We start from the raw sequence: 20,662 nt of genomic DNA, 5'->3' as shown, positions 1-20,662 counted from the left end.
CGCCTTTTTTGCTGACTTCCCTTGCTTTTGATGGAAATTGAAATGACCGACCAGACCACCCGCCTGCCGATCCGCCGCGCCTTGATCAGCGTCTCCGACAAGACCGGGATCCTCGAATTCGCCCGCGAACTGCAACAGCTGGGCGTCGAGATTCTCTCCACCGGCGGGACCTTCAAGCTGCTGCAGGACAACGGCGTCGCCGCAGTGGAAGTCGCGGACTACACCGGTTTTGCAGAAATGATGGATGGTCGGGTCAAGACCCTGCACCCGAAGATCCATGGCGGGATCCTGGGTCGTCGCGGCATCGACGACGCCATCATGAACGAGCACGGCATCAAGCCGATCGACCTGGTGGCCGTCAACCTCTACCCGTTCGAAGCCACCATCAACAAGCCAGGCTGCGACCTGCCGACCGCCATTGAAAACATCGACATCGGCGGCCCGACCATGGTCCGCTCGGCGGCCAAGAACCACAAAGACGTAGCCATCGTGGTCAATGCCAGCGACTACGCCAGCGTACTGGATAACCTCAAGGCCGGTGGCCTGACCTACGCTCAGCGCTTCGACCTGATGCTCAAGGCCTTCGAACACACTGCGGCCTATGACGGCATGATCGCCAACTACATGGGCACCGTGAACCAGGCGGCCGAAACCCTGGGCACGGAAGGTCGCAGCGAATTCCCGCGCACCTTCAACACCCAGTTCGTCAAGGCCCAGGAAATGCGCTACGGCGAGAACCCGCACCAGAGCGCGGCGTTCTACGTGGAAGCCAAGCCAGCCGAAGTCGGCATCGCCACCGCCACCCAACTGCAAGGCAAGGAACTGTCGTTCAACAACGTGGCCGACACCGATGCGGCGCTGGAATGCGTCAAGAGCTTCGTCAAGCCAGCCTGTGTGATCGTCAAGCACGCCAACCCGTGCGGCGTGGCCGTTAGCCCGGACGCCGAGGGCGGCATTCGCCAGGCCTACGAACTGGCCTACGCCACCGACACCGAATCGGCATTCGGCGGCATCATCGCCTTCAACCGTGAACTGGACGCCGAAACCGCCAAAGCCATCGTCGAGCGTCAGTTCGTCGAAGTGATCATCGCCCCTTCGGTCAGCGAAGAAGCCCGCGCCATCGTCGCCGCCAAGGCCAACGTACGCCTGCTGGCCTGCGGTCAATGGTCGGCCGACCGTGCGCCGGCCTGGGACTACAAGCGCGTCAACGGCGGCCTGCTGGTACAAAGTCGCGACATCGGCATGATCGGCAGCGAAGATTTGAAAGTGGTGACCAAGCGCGCCCCAAGCGAGCAGGAAATCAACGATTTGATCTTCGCCTGGAAAGTCGCCAAGTACGTCAAGTCCAACGCCATCGTCTACGCCAAGAACCGCCAGACCATCGGCGTCGGCGCCGGCCAGATGAGCCGCGTGAACTCGGCCCGCATCGCCGCGATCAAGGCCGAACACGCAGGCTTGCAGGTACAGGGCGCGGTCATGGCCTCCGATGCGTTCTTCCCGTTCCGCGACGGCATCGACAACGCGGCCAAGGTCGGCATCACTGCGGTGATCCAGCCGGGCGGTTCGATGCGTGACAGCGAAGTGATCGCCGCCGCTGATGAGGCCGGCATCGCCATGGTATTCACCGGCATGCGCCACTTCCGTCACTAACATCGATCAATGTGGGAGCTGGATTTATGTGGGTGCAAGGCTTTGTGGGAGCAAGGCTTGCCCGCGATACAGGCAACTCGGTCTATCAGGCAAACCGAGGTGATGCTATCGCGGGCAAGCCCAGCTCCCACACCAGCCCAGCTCCACACAAACTCGCTCCCACAGAAAAGCATCCCTGAGGTGCTCAACAGAATCAGCGTCATCCGAGGTTTTTGAAATGAATGTTTTGATCATTGGCAGCGGTGGCCGTGAACACGCCCTGGCCTGGAAAGTGGCTCAGGATCCGCGTGTGCAGAAGGTTTTCGTGGCACCGGGCAATGCCGGCACCGCCATCGAAGCCAAGTGCGAAAACGTCGCCATCGACGTGCTGGCCCTGGAACAACTGGCCGACTTCGCCGAGAAGAACGTCTCGCTGACCATCGTCGGCCCGGAAGTGCCGCTGGTCGCCGGTGTGGTCGATCTGTTCCGCTCCCGTGGCCTGGACTGCTTCGGCCCAACGTCCGGCGCCGCGCAACTGGAAGGCTCGAAAGCGTTCACCAAGGATTTCCTGGCACGTCACAAGATTCCGACCGCCGACTACCAGAACTTTACCGAGATCGATCCGGCCCTGGCTTACCTGCGCGAAAAAGGCGCACCGATCGTGATCAAGGCCGACGGTCTGGCCGCCGGTAAAGGCGTGATCGTAGCCATGACCCTGGCCGAAGCCGAAGACGCCGTGCGCGACATGCTGGCCGGCAATGCCTTCGGGGATGCCGGTTCCCGGGTGGTGATCGAAGAGTTCCTCGACGGCGAAGAAGCCAGCTTCATCGTCATGGTCGATGGCAAGAACGTCCTGCCAATGGCCACCAGCCAGGACCACAAACGTGTTGGCGATGGCGACAGCGGCCCGAACACCGGTGGCATGGGTGCCTACTCCCCTGCCCCGGTGGTCACCACTGAGGTCCATCAGCGGGTCATGGACCAGGTTATCTGGCCGACCGTGCGCGGCATGGCCGAGGAAGGCAACGTCTACACCGGCTTCCTGTATGCCGGCCTGATGATCGACAAGGCTGGTAACCCAAAAGTCATCGAATTCAACTGCCGTTTCGGCGATCCTGAGACCCAACCGGTGATGCTGCGCCTGCAATCGAGCCTGGTGCTGCTGGTCGAAGCGGCTCTGGCCCAGGCACTGGACAAGGTCGAAGCCCAATGGGATCCGCGTCCAAGCGTCGGTGTGGTGCTGGCAGCCGGGGGTTATCCGGGCGACTACGCTAAAGGTAATGCGATACAAGGCCTGGAGGCTGCAGCCGGGCTGGAAGGCAAGGTTTTCCATGCGGGGACCGCGCTGAAGGATGGCCAGGTAGTCACCGCCGGCGGTCGCGTGCTTTGCGCCACCGCCATGGGGTCCAGCGTCGACGCGGCTCAGCAGCAGGCCTACAAGCTTGCCGCCGAGATCGATTGGGAAGGCTGTTTCTACCGCAAGGACATTGGCTACCGGGCCATTGCCCGCGAGCGTGGCGAAAGTCTGGAATAACCCGGCCATTCAGACAGGCAAGCGCCCATGGCCCTTGCCTGTCTGCTCCGGCGCCGCGCATAGTTATAATCTGGCATCAACCTACGAAGGGATTTCGCCGTGCGCTGGCTCAGGATTGCCATAGGTTTAACCGTCACCCTGCTGACGCTGCTCTGCACGCTCCCGGCCCAGGCCGCGCCAGGCAGTGGCTGGGCGGTATTGCTCGACGAACAGGGTGACCTGAAGCTGAGCGACATCCGTTCTGCCCGCTACACCAACCAATTCAGCCCCATCGACCTGGACAGCCTGAAGGCCGCCGGGCCGGGCGGGGCATTGTGGCTGCGGTTCCGGCTGGCCCCCGACCCGCATGAACAAATACTGCGCATCTTTGCGCCAGACCTGTCTCGCCTGAACCTCTATGTGCTGGACGGCGATGCCCTGGTAGACCAACAAGTCGGTGGCGATGCCCTGCCCCGTATCGAACACCCCGTACCCAGCAGCGATTACCTGCTGGCCCTGCCTCGCAGCGACAAACAGCTGGACGTCTACCTGCGACTGTCGTCCCGCCACGAACTGCGGCCCAATGTCACTCTGGAACCGGCGATACAGGCAGCCGCCAATCAGAACCAGACGCTGATCTATGGGTTGCTGTTCGGCTGCATCGCGATGCTGATCCTGCACAATCTCACCCGCTACGCCTATACCCGTTCACGCAGTTGCCTGTGGCTGGCGGCCTGTGAAGGGCTGTTGATGCTGAGCCTGGTGCTGCTGTTGAACCTGGCTGGCGCCTGGCTGCCCGACTGGCCGGCGATTCAAACGCCGGGGGCCTACTTGGCCCTGCTGCTGACCGCGCCCTGCGGCCTGATGTTCGCCTACCGCTTCTTCGCGCCCCTGGGCCCGCATCCGTTGAACCGGCTGCTGCTGGGAGACATCGTGTTCATCACGCTCTGCAGCCTGCTGCTGTTGTTCGTGAACACACTGCCGCTCAATATCATGACCTATGCCCTGGTGGCCCTGGCCGGCCTGAGCATGCTGTTCGTCAGCGCCTGGCACTGGCAAAAGGGCTACCGCCCGGCACGGCTGTTTGTCGCGGCCATGGTGGTCTTCAACCTGGGCACGCTGATCATCCTTCCAGCCCTGCAAGGGCTCACGCAAGTCGCCCCCCAGGGCCTGATCATCACACTACTGGGGTTCATCTGCGTCAGCGGACTGCTGATGAGTGTCGCCCTGGGCGAGCGCCAGCGTTCAATCAACGAGAGCCGTTTCAGCATCAGCCGCGACCTGGCGGCGAGCAACGCCGAGATCAATGCCAAGGCCGAGTTCCTGGCCAAGATCAGTCACGAGATCCGTACGCCAATGAATGGCGTGCTGGGCATGACCGAACTGTTGCTGGGCACACCGCTGTCGGTCAAGCAGCGCGATTACGTGCAGACGATCCACAGCGCCGGCAATGAACTGCTGACCCTGATCAACGAGATCCTCGACATTTCCCGGCTGGAGTCCGGGCAGATCGAACTGGACGACGTGCAATTCGACCTCAATGCGCTGATCGAGGACTGCCTGAGCATCTTCCGCGCCAAGGCCGAACAGCAGAATGTCGAATTGATCAGCTTTATCCAGCCCCAGGTGCCGCGAGTGATCAGCGGTGACCCGACACGGTTGCGCCAGGCGTTGCTGAGCCTGCTGGAAAACGCCCTGAAAAAAACCGACGAGGGTGAAGTGCTGATCGTCGTGGCGCTGGACGAGCGCAGCAATCAGCCGCGCCTGCGCATCGCGGTGCAGGACAGCGGAACACCCATGGACGCCGAAGAGCGCGACACGCTGATGCACGCCGAACTGCACAGCAAGAACTTCCTCTCGGCCACCCGCCTGGGCGGTAATCTGGGTCTGGTCATCGCCCGCCAACTGATCATACTGATGCATGGGGAGTTCGGCATCAAAAGCGGCAGCAACCAGGGCAGCACCTTGTGGCTCACCTTGCCGCTGGACCCGGATCGCCTCGAACATCCGACTTCCGACCTAGATGGTCCGCTGCAAGGGGCGCGGGTGTTGATCGTCGACGACAATGACACCTGCCGCAAAGTGCTGGTGCAGCAGTGCAGCGCCTGGGGCCTGAACGTCAGCGCGGTACCATCGGGCAAGGAAGCCCTGGCGCTGCTGCGTACCAAGGCTCACCTTCGGGACTATTTCGACGTGGTGCTGCTGGACCAGAACATGCCCGGCATGACCGGCATGCAACTGGCGGCCAAGATCAAGGAAGACCCGAGCCTGAATCACGACATCCTGTTGATCATGCTCACCGGCATCAGCAACGCGCCGAGCAAGATCGTGGCGCGCAACAGCGGAGTCAAGCGCATCCTCGCCAAACCGGTGGCCGGTTATACCCTCAAGACCACCCTGGCGGACGAACTGAACCAGCGCAACAAAGGCCAGGCGCCGAACATCCCGCTGAGCGCCGGGCCTGTCGTCCCGGTAAAAGTGCCCAGCGACTTCCGCATCCTGGTGGCCGAAGACAACAGCATTTCCACCAAGGTCATCCGCGGCATGCTCGGCAAGCTCAACCTGCAACCCGACACCGCCAGCAACGGTGAGGAAGCCCTCAAGGCCATGAAGGAGCAACGCTACGACCTGGTCTTGATGGACTGTGAAATGCCGATCCTCGACGGCTTTTCCGCCACTCAGCAACTGCGTGCCTGGGAAATGGGTAACCAGCGGACCCGCACCCCGGTGGTCGCGCTCACCGCGCACATCCTGGCCGAGCACAAAGAGCGCGCCCGTCAGGCCGGGATGGACGGGCACATGGCCAAACCAGTGGAGCTGTCGCAACTGCGCGAGCTGATCGAACATTGGGTGGCCCAGCGCGACCAGCAGAATCGTACCGCGCAGACGTCCTGAGCCGACAGACACCAAAACGCCTGATAGACTCCCGACGTCCTTCTCTGTCTTGAGCCTCGACCATGCTTCATGTGTTGTTCAGCGTTTACCTGAAGATGCTGGTGCTCTACAGCCCCTTCTTCGTGCTGTCGTGTTTTATCAGCCTGACTCGCGGCTACTCGCGCAAGGAACAACGGCGCCTGGCCTGGAAAGTCGCGATCGCGACGCTGGTGTCCAGCGTATTGCTGTACTTGTTCGGACGGGTGATTTTCAGCGTGTTCGGCATCACCGTGGATGCGTTCCGAATCGGCGCCGGCAGCGTGCTGTTCATTTCGGCGCTGGGCATGGCCCAAGGCAAGTCAGCCGTACAGACCGATAATGTTCAGCAGGACGTGACCATCGTCCCGCTGACCATTCCCTTGACTGTCGGCCCCGGCACCATTGGCGCCCTGCTGGTGATGGGCGTGAGCCAGCCGCACTGGGACGACAAACTCATGGCCATCATCAGCATCGCCCTGGCCAGCTTCACCGTCGGCGTGGTGCTTTACTTGTCCAGCCGCATCGAGCGGATTCTGGGTGACCAGGGCTTACAGATCGTCAGCCGCCTGATGGGTCTGTTTGTCTGCGCGTTGGCCGCGCAGATCATCTTTACCGGGGTCAGAGGCTATCTGGTGCCATAACAACAGCCGCGGCTTGCTTGCGACGGTTGAATCGCTTTCTCAGCACCTCCCTGCGGTGTACGCCCAGGTACTCTTCGATGTCCTGCCTGAACGCCTCGTAACGGGCAGGGTTGAAGGTAACGAACGATTTACCGCGAAAGATCTCCCGCGCTGAAGATTGCCAGTTTACGAACAGCACGCCGCCGTTACTCGAAGAACCGGACTGCTTTATCGAGGCGGACGAGGCGATCAGCAGGCCGCTGGCCAACTCTTCGCAAGGGATGACGGATAAACGCGTGCCGTCGGCCGTCTTGACCTGGCTGTCGAACAGATCGATGGTTTCCTTATCGTTCTTCAGTCCGTCAATCGTGGTGTTCACCACGGCCCCGAGCACCGTCGCGGCCGGCATACTGGCCTTTACGCCGTCGATGAGCCCCTTGACGATATCGCTGATCACCAAGTCCATGTCCACACGCCGGGAACTCTCGGAGTAGCGGGTATAACCATCGTCGGCCACAAAACACCCAAGATCATGCAAGCATTGGATAAAAGCGTCATACCACGCGTGGGTGTTCTTGCCGCCGGGAACCTCGAAGTTAGCCTCCATGATTGCCATGCTCATCAGGTTTTCCATGATCGCCATATTAGTGAGCGACATGTTATTGCCGTAGCCTACGAGTGTATCTCCCAGCACCAGCGCATCCAGACTCCTGGTCGGGCTGTCAGACTGCTCGATGGACCTGCGTACACGCCGGCCAGCGGTGGCCAGTGTCTTGCGCCTGTTAATACGCGCCTGGATCAATTCAGCACTCTGCGCAACACCAACTTCACTTTCAAACTTTTCCATCTCATCACTTCCTTGGTTATATTCATGTCCGCTCCTGCGAACAAGCACCAATCTAATTTATTCCCAAGAACAATTAAAACCCCAACCAATTACATTGTATGTAACTCCACCCTCACACATCCGGTTTTTATTTAACGACTCCACATACTTGAAGTCAGCGGCCAGTGTTGTATTTATAAAAAACAACTACTGACCCACGGAGCGTCTTCATGAACAACATACACCTGGCCGGATTGGTCACAGGCCCCAACCTGGTTTCGTACATCGAAACACCTTCACTGCACGACCATAACGACCTCGCAGACTGCAATAACATCGCCACTCGCTCGGCCGACCTTGGCCATAATCGCTATACCGACGCCCAAGGCTGGTTTGAAGAATATGTCCGCACGCTGGATTTCCTGGGCTGGTCCCTGTATGGCGACTCCATCCAAACAACCACCCAACATATCGTCACGGGCTCCGTAGCGGACTTCCTGGTAGAGAGCGCTCAAGCCATGAGGGATTCACGACAGGCGAACGCGATGATCGATACGCTCGACACCTTGAAAACCGATGAACCGGCCCTGCTGACTTTTGACCAGGAAACCCGGGAAGGCGAGACCTTTCAAATCATCCCGGCCCGATACGACTCACAAGGCAACCTTCAGATCGCCCTTTATAAACTTGAACTGAGCGTTGATATAAAAAGACGCCGTTTTCTCTTCTGGGACCGGGAAAAACGCTCAGCCAAAATCGTTCAACGCAGGGCCTTCCTGACGTTGAACAGGCGCGCACTGGACAGCAAAAGAGCGCTCATTAACCAACTGCTGCATGAGCACCTCATGCGCCGCTTTCCTTTGAGAAAGACCCGCCTGCCGAACCATTAATCAGCGCAGAAAAAAGGGTTGCAGGTCCTACCACCTGCAACCCTTTTTTTGCACCAAGCCGACTTTAGAGAATGACCCACTCAGCCCGCCAGGTTGTTTTCCACGGCAGCCGATACCGCTGACAACGCCTTCAGCGTGACGCCGTTCCGGGCGTCCGGCAGAGCATCCAACCGCTGTATCAGTGTCGAAACGCTGTACTGCCGTCGCCCTCCAAAACTGAGCAAGGCCTCTGCGCGCAAATTGACATCGGCCACATACACCTCACGAAAAATCACACTGTGCCCGCTGTACGGATCAATGATTACCAAGTGTTCATGGATACGACTGAGCAGCAACTGGTCAGGCTCATCGTGCGCCCAGATCAGCTTGCCGGGGTTTGTCACCGCGCTGCCCAGCGAATGCCGACAGTCGAGGATGACCGACTTGACCCGCAACCAGACCGCTTTCGACAACCTGTAACTCACCGCGCCTTGACCCATGCGCAGGACCAGGGTCGTGACATCGTCCGGCATCAGCGGCAGGAGATCATCGATCCTCATTTGGCCCTCAATGGCCAGAACCTCGGCATCACGCCGGATATAGCTGAGTGGCCCTAGACGCCCCACACCCGGCAACGTCAGCAGCTTTCCATTCTCGCTCTCATGAAGCAGCACGTGGGTCCGCTGCTGTGTGCCCAATAGTTCGAAGGACTCTGGAATGACCGTCTTGGGGACCCGAATCACACGTTCGGTCTCGGCGACGAACCATTGCAGGTTGCCGGGCTCCTCCACTGACAGCAGTGCGCTATGAAATGGTTGGGCCACTAACTTCCTGAGGCCCTCGTACTCCCGGCCACCTTGCGCGACGACCCATTCGTGAGTAACCCCGGTAATCAATGCCGGCGCCCGGTCTCGTAACGCAACCACCACGCCTTCGAACGTTACGCCACGCAGCCCCGCCCCTTCGACCGTCAACTCGACAAACTGCCAGGGCCCCCACACCCGCTCCGCGCGGGGCAACGCCTCGGCCCGCAGCAATTGCGAACCCGTGCCGAAAGCAGCCTCCAGCTTCTGCGGATCGATAAATGGCTGGCGATAGACGTCGCCATTGGACACATCAAATAACCAGGCTGCCTCGCTATCGGGGGTTACACCGAGCAGGCGCACTTGCTTGCCGTGCCCCAGATCAGCCAGCAACAAGCGGTTGCCGACGTACCAGGCACACAGCCTCGCGTCACCTATGAAGTTGGTCAAACCGATCAGGGCAAAGCTGTCGGTCGCGTGTTGTCGGGCCAGTGGTTCCAATGCGGACCACCAGTGCGCCCGGTCCTTGAGCCACCCTTCACTCAAACCGCCCAACGCCAGTCTTCCCTGGCTCGTCATATTGAAGAACAGGCCCTCTGCCGTCAGCGCCACGTAACCACCGTCAACCGCCAGAACGTTGTCCAGCTTGCGCGGCCGCATCCATGTTTCGGACCAGTGCCCTTTTCCCGCCACCACGGTATGTTGCTTGCGGCACAGTTCCTGTCTGAGCCTGTCGTAGATGACAAACACATCGATGTCGCCCGCCGGTGTGAGCAGTGTCAGGTCCGTCATGTTCCTGATCGAGTCGGCCCAGCCACGGTGATGATTACGTCTGGGAGAGGGACGGATGATCAAACTATCGCTACGGCGAACCCACGCCATGTCCCGCCACTGTGCCTCGGGCTTCCAGCAGACTGAAACGAAAGGGGCCGGCTGCCAATTGACGGTGATGAAGGTGTCGTTTTCGCCAACAGACGGTGTAAAAGGGTAGCCGTTACCCAGTACCTGCGACCAGTCGGCCAGTGTCGGTCTGGCACTCAGGACCGACTCCAACGCCAGGTCCAGGTCGCGAGTGACCGAGCTGAGCAGCAGTTGCCCATCATGGATCACATAGACCAGCACATCGCTGGTCTGATCCTCGCGGGTGATTTGCTGTACGACATGAATCACCCCCTGCGCATCCGCCTCGACGCTCTTGATGGTGCTTGTCACATTGTTTGCACCCCACAGCCAATAGCGATGGCTCAACAGCCCGGTCAGTGCATCGACTTGCCAGATGATCAGGTTCTGTGGGTCGTAGAAATAGCAGGAGCCACCCGCCACCGCCCCCAATATGGCGTCGTCGACGCCTGGCATATCGTCACGAATGTACAGGAAGCGGTCCTCTCTCGCGTCGTACCATGCCGTGATATAGCGGGGCTCGTCCGGTGCCTCGAACGGAATCAGATAGTGGTGAACCGCTGTATACGGCATCACCAGGCGGTGTTCTTGAGCCAGGGTCTTGAGGTGTCCCTGCAACGCCTTTCGATTCATGCCCGACGGCACATCCTGCTCGACAAGGGTGAGCTTGCGTGCGTTCAGGTCAACCTGAAGCACCTGATTGTCGGTGATCTTGAGCAGGACTTCATGGCTCCCCGTCCCTGTGAACGTTACCTGGAGTTCACCGATAAACAGCTTCCCTGAACCCTCGAAGCGGATGTCGCTCTCGCCGACCCAAAGGGCATTCAATACCCAACTGGACTTCTGCGCAGGCATCGACTCAAGCGTCAGGCTCACGCCGGGATTGAGTACCAACGCGCATCGTTTTCCCGCGCCCCGAATCCGATAGGCGACCTTTGCGTGCCAGACGGGAGGGAGCACGGGCACCACCAGCGAGCGATCCACGCCGTCGAGCCAGACCTCGATCACTGTGGGTCGATAGTCAGGCACCATGCGGTAGAGAATGTAATCGCTGGGAAACGAATAGAACGAAAACAGGAACAGCCAGCCGCCATCCGCTTTCCTTTTCTCCAGACGCCGCGCCGTGTCAAAACCGCTGTCATGGCGCAGGCTCGCGAAGGGCAGTGCCTTGTACTCGTAGCGATAACAGGTTTGCGGTGTGCAGGGCAGGACGACGACCTGGCCCAGCGGCGGCGTGAACTTGACTCGACCTGGCAGATTCAGCTCTCGACGGATATCGATTGCCCGGGCGTAATCGTCATCGAAAGTCGGCACTCCGAAATGATCCCGCAGCGGATACAGTCTGGGGCTGCCCAGCGCGAGCTCGGAGCGGGTCAGATCCAATGTCTGAACGATCAACGAAGAACGCGGCAGCCATGCCCCACTGATGGCGTCAAAGCGATAGGGCTGAAGATGAACTTTTGTGACCTCATCGAAGAACAGCCCGACTTGCCTGGCTTCTTCAGCAATGGTGGCGAAACCCTGAGCCAGCGCCGCCGCCCCCACCGCCAATCCGCCCAGAATCACCGCGGCACCACCCAGAAACGCTCCGGCGGTGGTAGCACCGACGGCGTAGGCACCCATCGACAACGCCAGCCCGGCCGAGTCGAACGCCAGTTGCGTGCCAAACTGAGCGCGTGCCACTTCACTGTCGGCGGTCGACAACTGATAGATATCGAAGCCGACATTCGCCAGTTGCAGCAGTCCCCCTGTCGCCTCGCTCACGCTGGTCCCCACTGCGGCCTTGACCACTGGCGCAACGGTACGGGCAATCAGTTTTTCTTCAGCCAGTGCCTGGCGAACCAGCCCCACCAGGCCCGCCACATCAACCACGTTGCCATGGACCAATTGCGCGTAATTGACATAGGCATGCAGGCGCACCGCCAGCGTCAAGGAGCGATCAGGTCCTTCCTGTCTCCTCAACGCATTCATCAACGCCTGTATGGCGAAACCGGCGTTCAGGGTGTGGACGCTGCCCACTTCGGTGGGATCGCTGGGCGCGGACGGTTTATTGGCCAAGGCGCAAAACCGTTCCGAGAGATAGCTTTTTATACGCAAGAATCGATGGTCGTCAGTGGTGACCCGTACCAGGTGCTCGGGACTCTCAGGATCGATCAGGCTCATCCGGTACGATCCGTTCGGCATGACCTCCAGGGTTTCGAACAACGGCACAAGGTCTGATGCCAATTGATTCGTCTGCTGAAGATCGGCCGTTGCTTGCGTAATCTGCTGCCCCCACCAATGGCCATCCAGCGCCAGCAGACAACTGCCCAGTCGAGGATTACTCTGCAGCGACTGCCCCCGAGCATTGGCCAACCGCTGTCTGACGGGGCGCTGCGACTGCCCCGGCAGCGCGCCGGGTTGCAGCAATTTCGAGACTTCAATGGCGTCAGGCAATGCCAGGCTCGCCACCTTGGCGCCGTCCAGTTCGATCAGATCGAAGGTCGGACGCGCCGCATCGCCATACGCGGCGTAATGACTGGCCATCTCCTGCTGGAGGAAAAACTGCTCCAGCGCTTTGCTGAAGCGTGTCGAATGCTCGAACTCGAATACGCCAAAATTCGGATCGTAGAAGTGGTAAGTGCTGCGCTCACCCTCTATGGTTTTGGCCACCAGCATGGCGTGATTGTCGGAGTTGAGCATCAGCGTGCTGGTCGTTGTCCTGGCTTGCAGAATGTCGACGACCGCATTCAGATCCGAGCGCACCAACCCACTGCCGACATCGCCGATCTGCACGTTGCGCAATGACTCCACGCAGTTCAGGAAAGTCTGCGAATCACTGGCCTGAGGCTCAATCACCCCCAGGTAGAACCGCTCACGCAAGGTGTTGACCGCGACCTTGTCCTGCGACAAGGCGGCCGCCATTGCCAGGGCCAAGGGATAGCAACGTCCGCCCACCCTGTCGCCATCGCCCTGGAGCAGCAGATCCTGGGGTACAAGCTTGATCGTGTCGGCGTCGAAACCGTCCAGGACAGTGCCGAGGCGTTCCACAATCCGGACACGGTACTCAAGCTTCGCCACCTGCCGGATCCGGGCGACGTGCCGGCCCCATTGGCGCAATGTCAAAGACTGCTCCAGGGCGTTTTTCTTCAGGATCAGGGCGGTTTCCTCATGCCCGGGCGGATGCTCAGCCGCACTGGCAAGCCCGGCCAGAAAAGCCGGCGCCTTATGTTGATACAACGCATGCTCGATCGTTGCATAAGCGCCGGCACTCCCCTGATTTGCGACGTTGTTGGCCAGGTTATCCAACTGCGGACGGACCGCATCGAAACTGCGGTTATCCAATGCCTTGGCACCGGTCAAGGCCCCCAGCAGCAGCCGTTGCAGGGGGCTCAATTGAGCGACTTCGACATTGCCTTTGGCGAGGCGCTCCAGAAGCTCAACGACGGACAACGGGCGCGTGTGCTGATTGCTCAATGACGCAGGCGGCAACGCACTGGCGCTTTGGGTGAGGATCGACTGACGCTCATCAAAACCCAGGGGTATGGCCTTGTCGAAAATCACCGTACCGTCATGGCTCAGACTCATCATCTGCATGAACGGTTTACCCAGCTCATCGGCCAGATGCTGCAGCAGCTCGGTGGACAACACATGTCGCCCCTCGACCACCGGCCAGCCTTCATCGAACTGGAGCGTGCGGTATTTGAGCAGTTCGGCCATATCACCGGCATAACGAGCCTTGAACTGGCCCTCTCGCCAGCGTTTTTTCTCGTTATCGAGCCATTGCCCGGTGTCACTTTCGTTTTCCTTCCAGGAGTGATCCAGCTCCTCCTCGGTGGCCCCGTTGACGCTGCCGACGGCCGCAATGACCGCCTCGGCGCGCCACTGCTCGGCGGTTCGAGGGGTAAAATGCGCCCGTTGGTAATCGGTCATCCCCTCACGCATCGCGGCAGGTCCGGTCAGATAGATCGTCACTTCGCTCTGGGGACGAATACCGTCGCTGTAGTAAGTGGCGGCCGCCTCCACCAGGAAAGCCGCGGCCATTTCCGCTTCCGGTGACAGCTCATGAAATGCACCGAAAACCTGCGTCGCGGCCTGACGTGCAAGACCGATCATGGTCTCGGCATCGGTAAGGGCAACGTTCTGCTCATCGGCCAGGCGAGCGGTGGCATCGACGATTTCATAGTTGCGCCTGAAACGCTCAAGCACGGTTTTGAGCATCGCCGCCCCAGGGTGGCCCATCAAAAAAGCGTTGCTCAACGAGTTTCGCGCGGCAACGGCGCGCAGCTCGTACGGGCGAGCCAGGCGCTCCACCGGCGGGCGGAAAACGCGGCTCAACTCCGGCCGGCTTTTAGCGAAACGCTCCAGTGCATCGCGATGCTGCGACGGGATCGCGTTGAAGTAATCCGTGTATTGACTGCGCAATGCCTGACGGCCGGGCATCCATTCGGGGTTTCGATCAAGCAGCAACTGCAGCACCCCCAGGCGCGCGTCGGTCTTGAACCCACCAATGTCCACCTCACCCAGTTTCTCCAGCAGGGGCGGCAGGTGATCGATATCGACATAGCTGCCACCTTCGGCGAACAGGGCTTCGATGCGCACGATATCGGAGCCCCCGGCAAACATCCCACGCAGACTGATCTCGCGTTCGTAGATATCCCGCAAGTGCAGAGGTGCCTGACCGATGGCAACGTCGCGCAAGGTCAGACACCCCTCAGCCAAGGCCGTGAGGCTGAGGCGGTTATCGTTCCTCAAGGTCTTGAGCCGCGCCTTATCCTGACCGTAGGCGCGAACCAGTAGATCGATTCTCGCCTCATCGGCGCTGTCGCCGTTTTTCATGGCCTTGGTGATATGCGCATACATTTGCTGCTTCAGAACGATGGCGCGTTCTTCATACCGGTCACCCAACGCCAGCGCATCGGTACTGGCCTGTGCGCCATTGGCCATGGCATCGGCCTTGGCGGCTTCGACAATGATCCGGTTAGTCTCATAGGCCAGCAGCGCATCGCTGTCATACCAGAGGCTGAGGCGATAACCCTCCGGGCCCATCACCTGTTTCCAGATATTGATGTAGTCACGCTGAATCGCTCCGACGCCTCCCCCAAGCCAGACAAAATGCAGGTTTTTTGGCACTTCGATGGCGGGTAGTTTCAACTGCTCGACGCTGTTGTGCAGGCGCGCTTCGAATCCCTCGATTTTGGTTTGTATCTGCGCCAGGTTCGTAGACCCGGCGCCATCGGCGCTCAGCGGCTCCGGCGCACGACGGTGCCGGCTGCTTCCCTGTAAGGTTGCCACCGCTTGCTTGAGCAGCCCCAACGGTTCCAACATGCGTGGAGAATCCAACAGGGCGATACAACCGAAGTAATACCGAAGCACCGAATCATATTGATCGGAGCCCTTGTGCGGTATTAATGCCTGTTCAAGATCCTTTAGTTTCAAAAAACCCACAAAATCGACGTAGTTATCCGCCGATGAAACCTTAGATTCATTCATAAACAATACTTCCATTTATCGTATATAAATACAGGACAGCCTTGCACGATGATCGCCCCCAGGCACTCGGGCAGCATCTGTATCAAGCAATCCAAAGAAATACTCTTGTCAGGAGAAGTTGCGCCGTTCTCCTGCAATAGATAAGCACCCGCCATCCGCTGTGCGATCCAACAACAGCGTTCACTTAGGCCGCAAACAGTACTTTACAGCCTTGATCATTTTTAAAGTGGAAGCAAACATAGCCCACACTTCGAACGCGCTTCAACTCACAAGGAATTCAATAAGTTTCCGAACACCATGTACTTAGCGCCAGTGCGTCGAACAGTTATTTCAATACTCAAGCAACCAGACATTCACAACATCTACATCGTCAAACAGCGGGGAGTCTTGCACGCACGAAGATTCGAATATGACGAAGGCAGATAGAGGTGGCCCATGCGGGCCACCAGGTTTCATCAGAGCGGCTTGCTGCCATACCAGCGCGGTGTGTACACCCAGTCGCCCCCTTCGGCGCGCGGAAATACGCATGTGGTGGAGGAACCGATCAACACCATGGTGCGCATGTCCACCTGTTCCGGGGTCAACTGTCCCAACGTCGTGACCCGTAGGGTCTGGCCCGGACGACCGATATCACGCCCCAGCACCACCGGCGTGGCCGGCGTGCGATGTTGTGCAACGATCTCCAGCGCTCGCCCCAATTGCCACGGACGGGAACGGGAGATCGGGTTGTAGAACGCCAGGGCCAGGTCTGCTTCAGCCGCCAGATCCAGGCGTTTCTCGATGATCGACCACGGCTTGAGATTGTCCGACAGCGACATCACGCAAAAATCATGGCCCAGCGGTGCACCGGCCTGGGCCGCGGTGGCCAGGGAAGCCGAGACGCCTGGAAGGATCTGCAGGTCGACCTTGTGCCAGTGGGCATCCGTCGACTCGTGCAGCGCTTCGAGCACCGCCGCGGCCATGGCGAACACACCCGGATCACCGGAGGACACCACCACAACCGATCGCCCTTGGGCCGCCAATTCGAAGGCGTGGCGGGCACGCTGCATTTCTTCGCGGTTGTCGGTGCAGTGCTGAACCTGATCGGACCGAAAGGGACCGGCCATGCGCACGTAGGTTTCGTAGCCCAGCACATCGGTGGCACGCTCGAGTTCGGCGCGCACCGCCGGCACCATCAACTCGGCAGCGCCCGGGCCAAGGCCAATCACGGCAAGACGTCCGCGCGGGCGACCGATCTGTTGTGCGTCGAGGGGCTGCTCGGTCACGGCGATAACGTAATCACCCACCCTGCGCACCGAGGCCGGTTGATCAAGGGTATCGCTCAACCATTGGGCCACGTCATCACTGGCCGCTGCGAACCGTAGCGGCACGTTCAAGGCTGATGCGGCTGCATGTAATTCCGGACGCGCCATGTCGCTGTCCACCGCCAACAGGCACGCCAGCGATTGCACTGCCAAACCGGCCTCACCCAAGGCCCCGTCAATGGACACCGGCGCCCCCGCAGGCACCGCCACCACCACATTGCGCGGATAAATCCGTAATTCGTCCTTCACGGGCGTACCCGCAGCGCTGTCGATACGAATGGCCAGTCGCGCCTGTTCATCCTGGGGCAGTTGCGCCTGATCCAGCCATGGCGCAGTCCCCTCAATACGCACCGACTCACCGGCCAGCAGGTCGGACACAAAGCGTTTGCCCTGCTCCAGGTCGCCGAGGCTGTAACCGCTCGGCGGATTGAGCAGGCAAGTGCCGAAACGCAATTCGCCGCTGGTAGTGATTGCCGGAGCGACTTGCAGCGCCGTCGCGATCTCACGGGCCATGACATTGACCCCGCCCAACCCGCCAAGCAGCGGCACCACCGCGCTGCCATCCTCGGCCACCGCCAGTACCGGCGGTTCGACGCCTTTCTCCAGCAGTAGCGGCGCCAGCGTGCGGATAACGATGCCGGCCGCACACAGGGCGATGATCGGCGTGTCCTGTTGATAGAGCTCGCGCAGTGTCGCGCCGAACTCGTGGTATTGACTGTCCACACCGTCAACCCGTCCGGCCAGGCCGTGGATCAAGGCATCAGGGTAGCGCTGCTGGATCCGCCGGGCCGTTGCGAGGCTGCCCGGGCCGAGAATGACGATCGCCGGCGCCCTGGACGCCATCAACCTTGCCACCGTTCGCCCGGCACGATGATCAGCGAGAAGTACGGCGAGGACATGGGCTCGACTTCGTCCAGCGGTACGATCTTCTGGTTGGCCATGGTTGCCCGCTCGACGTACAACGCCCGACCGTCCAGGCCCAGTTCCTGGAGCACCTGCCGGACCTTGGGGAAGTTACGCCCCAGCTTCATGATCACCGCCGCATCGGCATCGCCCAGGCGACGCTTGAGATCGTCGTGGGGCAAGACGCCGGAGAGCACCGACAGGCTCTGGTTGCGATAGACCAGCGGCGCACCCAGCACCGAGGCACCACCGAGCATCGAGCACACGCCAGGAATCACTTCGGCGTCATAGCGCTCGGCCAAGCGATCGTGCAGGTACATGTAGGAGCCGTAGAAGAACGGATCGCCCTCGCAGATCACCGCGACGTCGCGACCGGCGTCCAGATGCACGGCCAACTGTTGGGCGGCGGTGTCGTAGAAGTCGGCGATGACCTGTTCATAGGACAACGGTGCGGGCAACGCTTCGGTGGTCACCGGATAGACCAGCGGCAACAACGTTTGCGCCTCCTGCAAATGCGCCTCGATGATGCCGAAGGCGTTGCCCTTCTTGCCCTTGGCGACGAAGTACGCCACCACCGGCGATTCGCGCAGCAGGCGCAGGGCCTTGACCGTAATCAGTTCCGGGTCACCGGGGCCTACGCCGAGGCCGATCAGACGTCCAGGCTGCTGCATCATTCAATCTCCGTAGCGAGGGCGTTGACGGCGGCGGCGGCCATGGCGCTGCCGCCGAGCCGGCCTTGCATGATCACGAACGGCACACCACGGCTGTTGGCCGCCAGCATCGCCTTGGACTCCGCGGCCCCGACGAAGCCCACCGGGAAGCCCAGGATCAGTGCCGGTTTCGGCGCGCCGGCATCGAGCATTTCCAACAGATAGAACAGGGCGGTCGGCGCGTTGCCGATCACCACGACGCTGCCTTCCAGATGCGGACGCCAAAGCTCCAGAGCGGCCGCCGAACGGGTGTTGCCCAATTCAAGGGCCAACGCCGGCACGCTCTCGTCGCGCAAGGTACAGATCACCGGATTGTTCGCTGGCAGGCGAGCGCGGGTCACGCCCTCGCTGACCATCCGCGCATCGCACAGGATCGGCGCACCGGCGGCCAGCGCCTGGCGCCCCGCCGTGCCGGCGTCTTCGGAAAACTGCAGGCCATCGATGGCCTCGACCATGCCGCAAGCGTGAATCACCCGCACCGCGAGTTTCTCCAGATCGGCCGGTATGCGCGCCAGGTTGGCCTCGGCGCGAATGATCGCGAAAGAGTTGCGATAGATCTCCTGACCGTCGCGGATGTAATCAAGCATCAAGGGGGCTCCGGGGGCGAGCGTCGAGCCAGTGGCCGAGCGCTTCAATAGTTAGATCGTGCGCCTGCAACGCGCCGAAACCCGGCAGCGTCGCATCGCGAAAATACAGGTCGTAACGACCGGGGGCGACTGCCAGCAAGGTGGCGGGGGCGACATGGGCCGCCGCGCAGGAACGCGGACAGCCCGACAGATGGACCTTCAGGCCGCGGCCTTGGCGTTGCAGCAGCTCAGCCAACTGACGGGCATCGGCTTTGGTGTCGGCCAGGGCTTTGCCGCAGCCACTGGAGCCGGTGCAAGCGATGAGTTGCGCCAGGGGTTGATCGACCGAGCCCAACAGCCCCAGTTCCTCGAGCCGCGCCAGCACCTCGTGCGCATCCTCGCGGCGCACATTGGGCAGCAGCAGGCTCTGCCAGGGGCTGAAACGCAGGCTGGCATCGCCCTTGTCCCGCGCCAATTGCGCCGCTGCGCGCAGCATGACAGCGTCGAGCCGGCCTAAAGGCGCCGCCGCGCCAACGTAGACCCGGTCGTCGTGCTGGGAGTGGATGCCGATGTGCAGTCCGTCGATGGACGCGCCCCGCCGCCAATCCGGACAGGGTTGCAACGGCACGCGGCGGGCCAACTGAACGAGCAATTCATCCCTCGGGATTTCGGCCAGCAAGTGACGCATGCGCGTCTGGTCGGGGCGGGCCAGGTCGAGAAACAACTCCAGCACCGCCACCACCAAGCCAAGTCCCAAGGCCAAGGGCACGGCGCTGTCCGGCTTATCCAGCGGGGCGCCGGCCAGCCCGAAGGCCAGCCACGGCTCGCCGTCGCGAACCAGAGCGCAGAGCCATAGGTCGTGGTGATGTTCAAGCATCGCCAACCCCTCCCCGCCGTCCAATTGCACGGCGAACTTGGCCGACAGCTCATGGAAGCGTTCATGGGTTTGCAAGGTAAGAAGAATCCGCTCGGCCAACGGGCGGGTATCGAGCAACATCTGCCGGTCGATCCCGGCAGAGGGACTGAGCATCAGGTTGCGCACGTCATCGCCGGCCGGTTTGCGGGGGCCAAGTCCGGCGTTCAACAATGACTCGATCAGCGCGTCATGCTGGGGACCAATCCCGCGGATTTGCAGATTGGCGCGGTTGGTCGCCTCGATAACGCCACCGGCGAACCGCTCGGCCGCCAACGCCACGGCGTCGGCCTGATCCGCCTGGATAGAACCACCGTCGAGCTTGACCCGGCAGATCCCACCGTCCAGCGCCTGGACGACACGCAGCAACCCCGGACAACCCGAGGGGCGTATGACGCTGGATGATGGATGTTCGTTCAAGGGCAAACCGGTCGATAAGGCACGCCGCAACGGCGAAGGCCGGCCATTATGCCTGCTTTGCCGGGGGGCATGAAAAGCTTGCTGGTCGGATTGCAGGCATCGCGCTCCGTCAGGAAGCTGGTGACCGATCCAAAACGGTGGGAGCAAGCCTGCTCGCGATAGCGGTCCACCTGAAACGATGATGTTGAATGTGCTCAGGCCTTCGCGAGCAAGCCCGCGCTCACTGAGGTTCTGTGTCGGCCATGCTGACGTGAGTTACCGACATCTTTCCCGTAAGAATTTTTACCTTAAAAAACATGTA

The 20,662-nt window shown here is 60.8% G+C and carries 11 protein-coding genes; 5 read left to right on the top strand and 6 right to left on the bottom strand.

Annotated features, from left to right (window positions below; genetic code table 11):
- Window positions 1-42 precede the first annotated feature (42 nt).
- The 4 genes from purH to PSH57_RS03230 all read left to right on the top strand — a co-directional run bounded on the left by purH (window position 43) and on the right by PSH57_RS03230 (window position 6,696).
- Window positions 43-1,650 carry a bifunctional phosphoribosylaminoimidazolecarboxamide formyltransferase/IMP cyclohydrolase gene (gene purH / locus PSH57_RS03245; protein WP_305416357.1) on the top strand — a complete coding sequence of 536 codons (1,608 nt, stop codon included), beginning with the start codon at window positions 43-45 and terminating at the stop codon, window positions 1,648-1,650.
- A gap of 217 nt (window positions 1,651-1,867) precedes the next feature.
- Window positions 1,868-3,163, top strand: coding sequence for a phosphoribosylamine--glycine ligase (purD, locus tag PSH57_RS03240; protein ID WP_305387792.1), 1,296 nt, complete (start codon window positions 1,868-1,870; stop codon window positions 3,161-3,163).
- A 99-nt stretch (window positions 3,164-3,262) separates the two neighbouring features.
- Window positions 3,263-6,037: a hybrid sensor histidine kinase/response regulator gene (locus PSH57_RS03235; protein ID WP_305387791.1), complete on the top strand. Its 2,775-nt coding sequence runs from the start codon at window positions 3,263-3,265 to the stop codon at window positions 6,035-6,037.
- A gap of 62 nt (window positions 6,038-6,099) precedes the next feature.
- The gene (locus tag PSH57_RS03230) at window positions 6,100-6,696 is read left to right on the top strand and encodes a MarC family protein (RefSeq protein WP_076382842.1); all 597 of its coding nucleotides are present in this window, start codon (window positions 6,100-6,102) and stop codon (window positions 6,694-6,696) included.
- Here PSH57_RS03230 and PSH57_RS03225 read toward each other — a convergent pair.
- The gene (locus PSH57_RS03225; RefSeq protein ID WP_305387790.1) at window positions 6,674-7,522 is read right to left on the bottom strand and encodes a hypothetical protein; all 849 of its coding nucleotides are present in this window, start codon (window positions 7,520-7,522) and stop codon (window positions 6,674-6,676) included. The two genes, PSH57_RS03230 and PSH57_RS03225, sit on opposite strands and share 23 nt — an antisense overlap.
- Before the next feature lie 209 nt (window positions 7,523-7,731).
- Here PSH57_RS03225 and PSH57_RS03220 point away from each other — a divergent pair, with 209 nt between their 5' ends.
- A complete protein-coding gene (locus PSH57_RS03220) occupies window positions 7,732-8,391 on the top strand; it encodes a hypothetical protein (protein WP_305387789.1) in 660 nt (219 codons plus the stop codon).
- 80 nt (window positions 8,392-8,471) lie between these two features.
- On the opposite strand, the gene PSH57_RS03215 is transcribed toward PSH57_RS03220, so the two are convergent.
- From PSH57_RS03215 to cobG, 5 genes are all read right to left on the bottom strand, one after another.
- Window positions 8,472-15,545, bottom strand: coding sequence for a TcdA/TcdB pore-forming domain-containing protein (locus PSH57_RS03215; protein WP_305387788.1), 7,074 nt, complete (start codon window positions 15,543-15,545; stop codon window positions 8,472-8,474).
- Between the two features lie 455 nt (window positions 15,546-16,000).
- Window positions 16,001-17,692 carry a precorrin-3B C(17)-methyltransferase gene (gene cobJ, locus PSH57_RS03210; RefSeq protein ID WP_305387787.1) on the bottom strand — a complete coding sequence of 564 codons (1,692 nt, stop codon included), beginning with the start codon at window positions 17,690-17,692 and terminating at the stop codon, window positions 16,001-16,003.
- Window positions 17,692-18,423: a precorrin-2 C(20)-methyltransferase gene (locus PSH57_RS03205; protein WP_305390273.1), complete on the bottom strand. Its 732-nt coding sequence runs from the start codon at window positions 18,421-18,423 to the stop codon at window positions 17,692-17,694. The genes cobJ and PSH57_RS03205 overlap by 1 nt, the downstream gene beginning before the upstream one ends.
- Window positions 18,423-19,049 carry a precorrin-8X methylmutase gene (locus tag PSH57_RS03200; protein ID WP_305387786.1) on the bottom strand — a complete coding sequence of 209 codons (627 nt, stop codon included), beginning with the start codon at window positions 19,047-19,049 and terminating at the stop codon, window positions 18,423-18,425. The genes PSH57_RS03205 and PSH57_RS03200 overlap by 1 nt, the downstream gene beginning before the upstream one ends.
- The gene (gene cobG / locus PSH57_RS03195; RefSeq protein ID WP_305387784.1) at window positions 19,042-20,361 is read right to left on the bottom strand and encodes a precorrin-3B synthase; all 1,320 of its coding nucleotides are present in this window, start codon (window positions 20,359-20,361) and stop codon (window positions 19,042-19,044) included. The genes PSH57_RS03200 and cobG overlap by 8 nt, the downstream gene beginning before the upstream one ends.
- Window positions 20,362-20,662: the final 301 nt, after the last annotated feature.

Origin of the sequence: Pseudomonas hefeiensis, from assembly GCF_030687835.1 — a bacterium.
Lineage (GTDB): Bacteria > Pseudomonadota > Gammaproteobacteria > Pseudomonadales > Pseudomonadaceae > Aquipseudomonas > Aquipseudomonas hefeiensis.
Note: the sequence above shows the minus strand (reverse complement) of the source record. Positions and strands in the feature narration are given on the sequence as shown.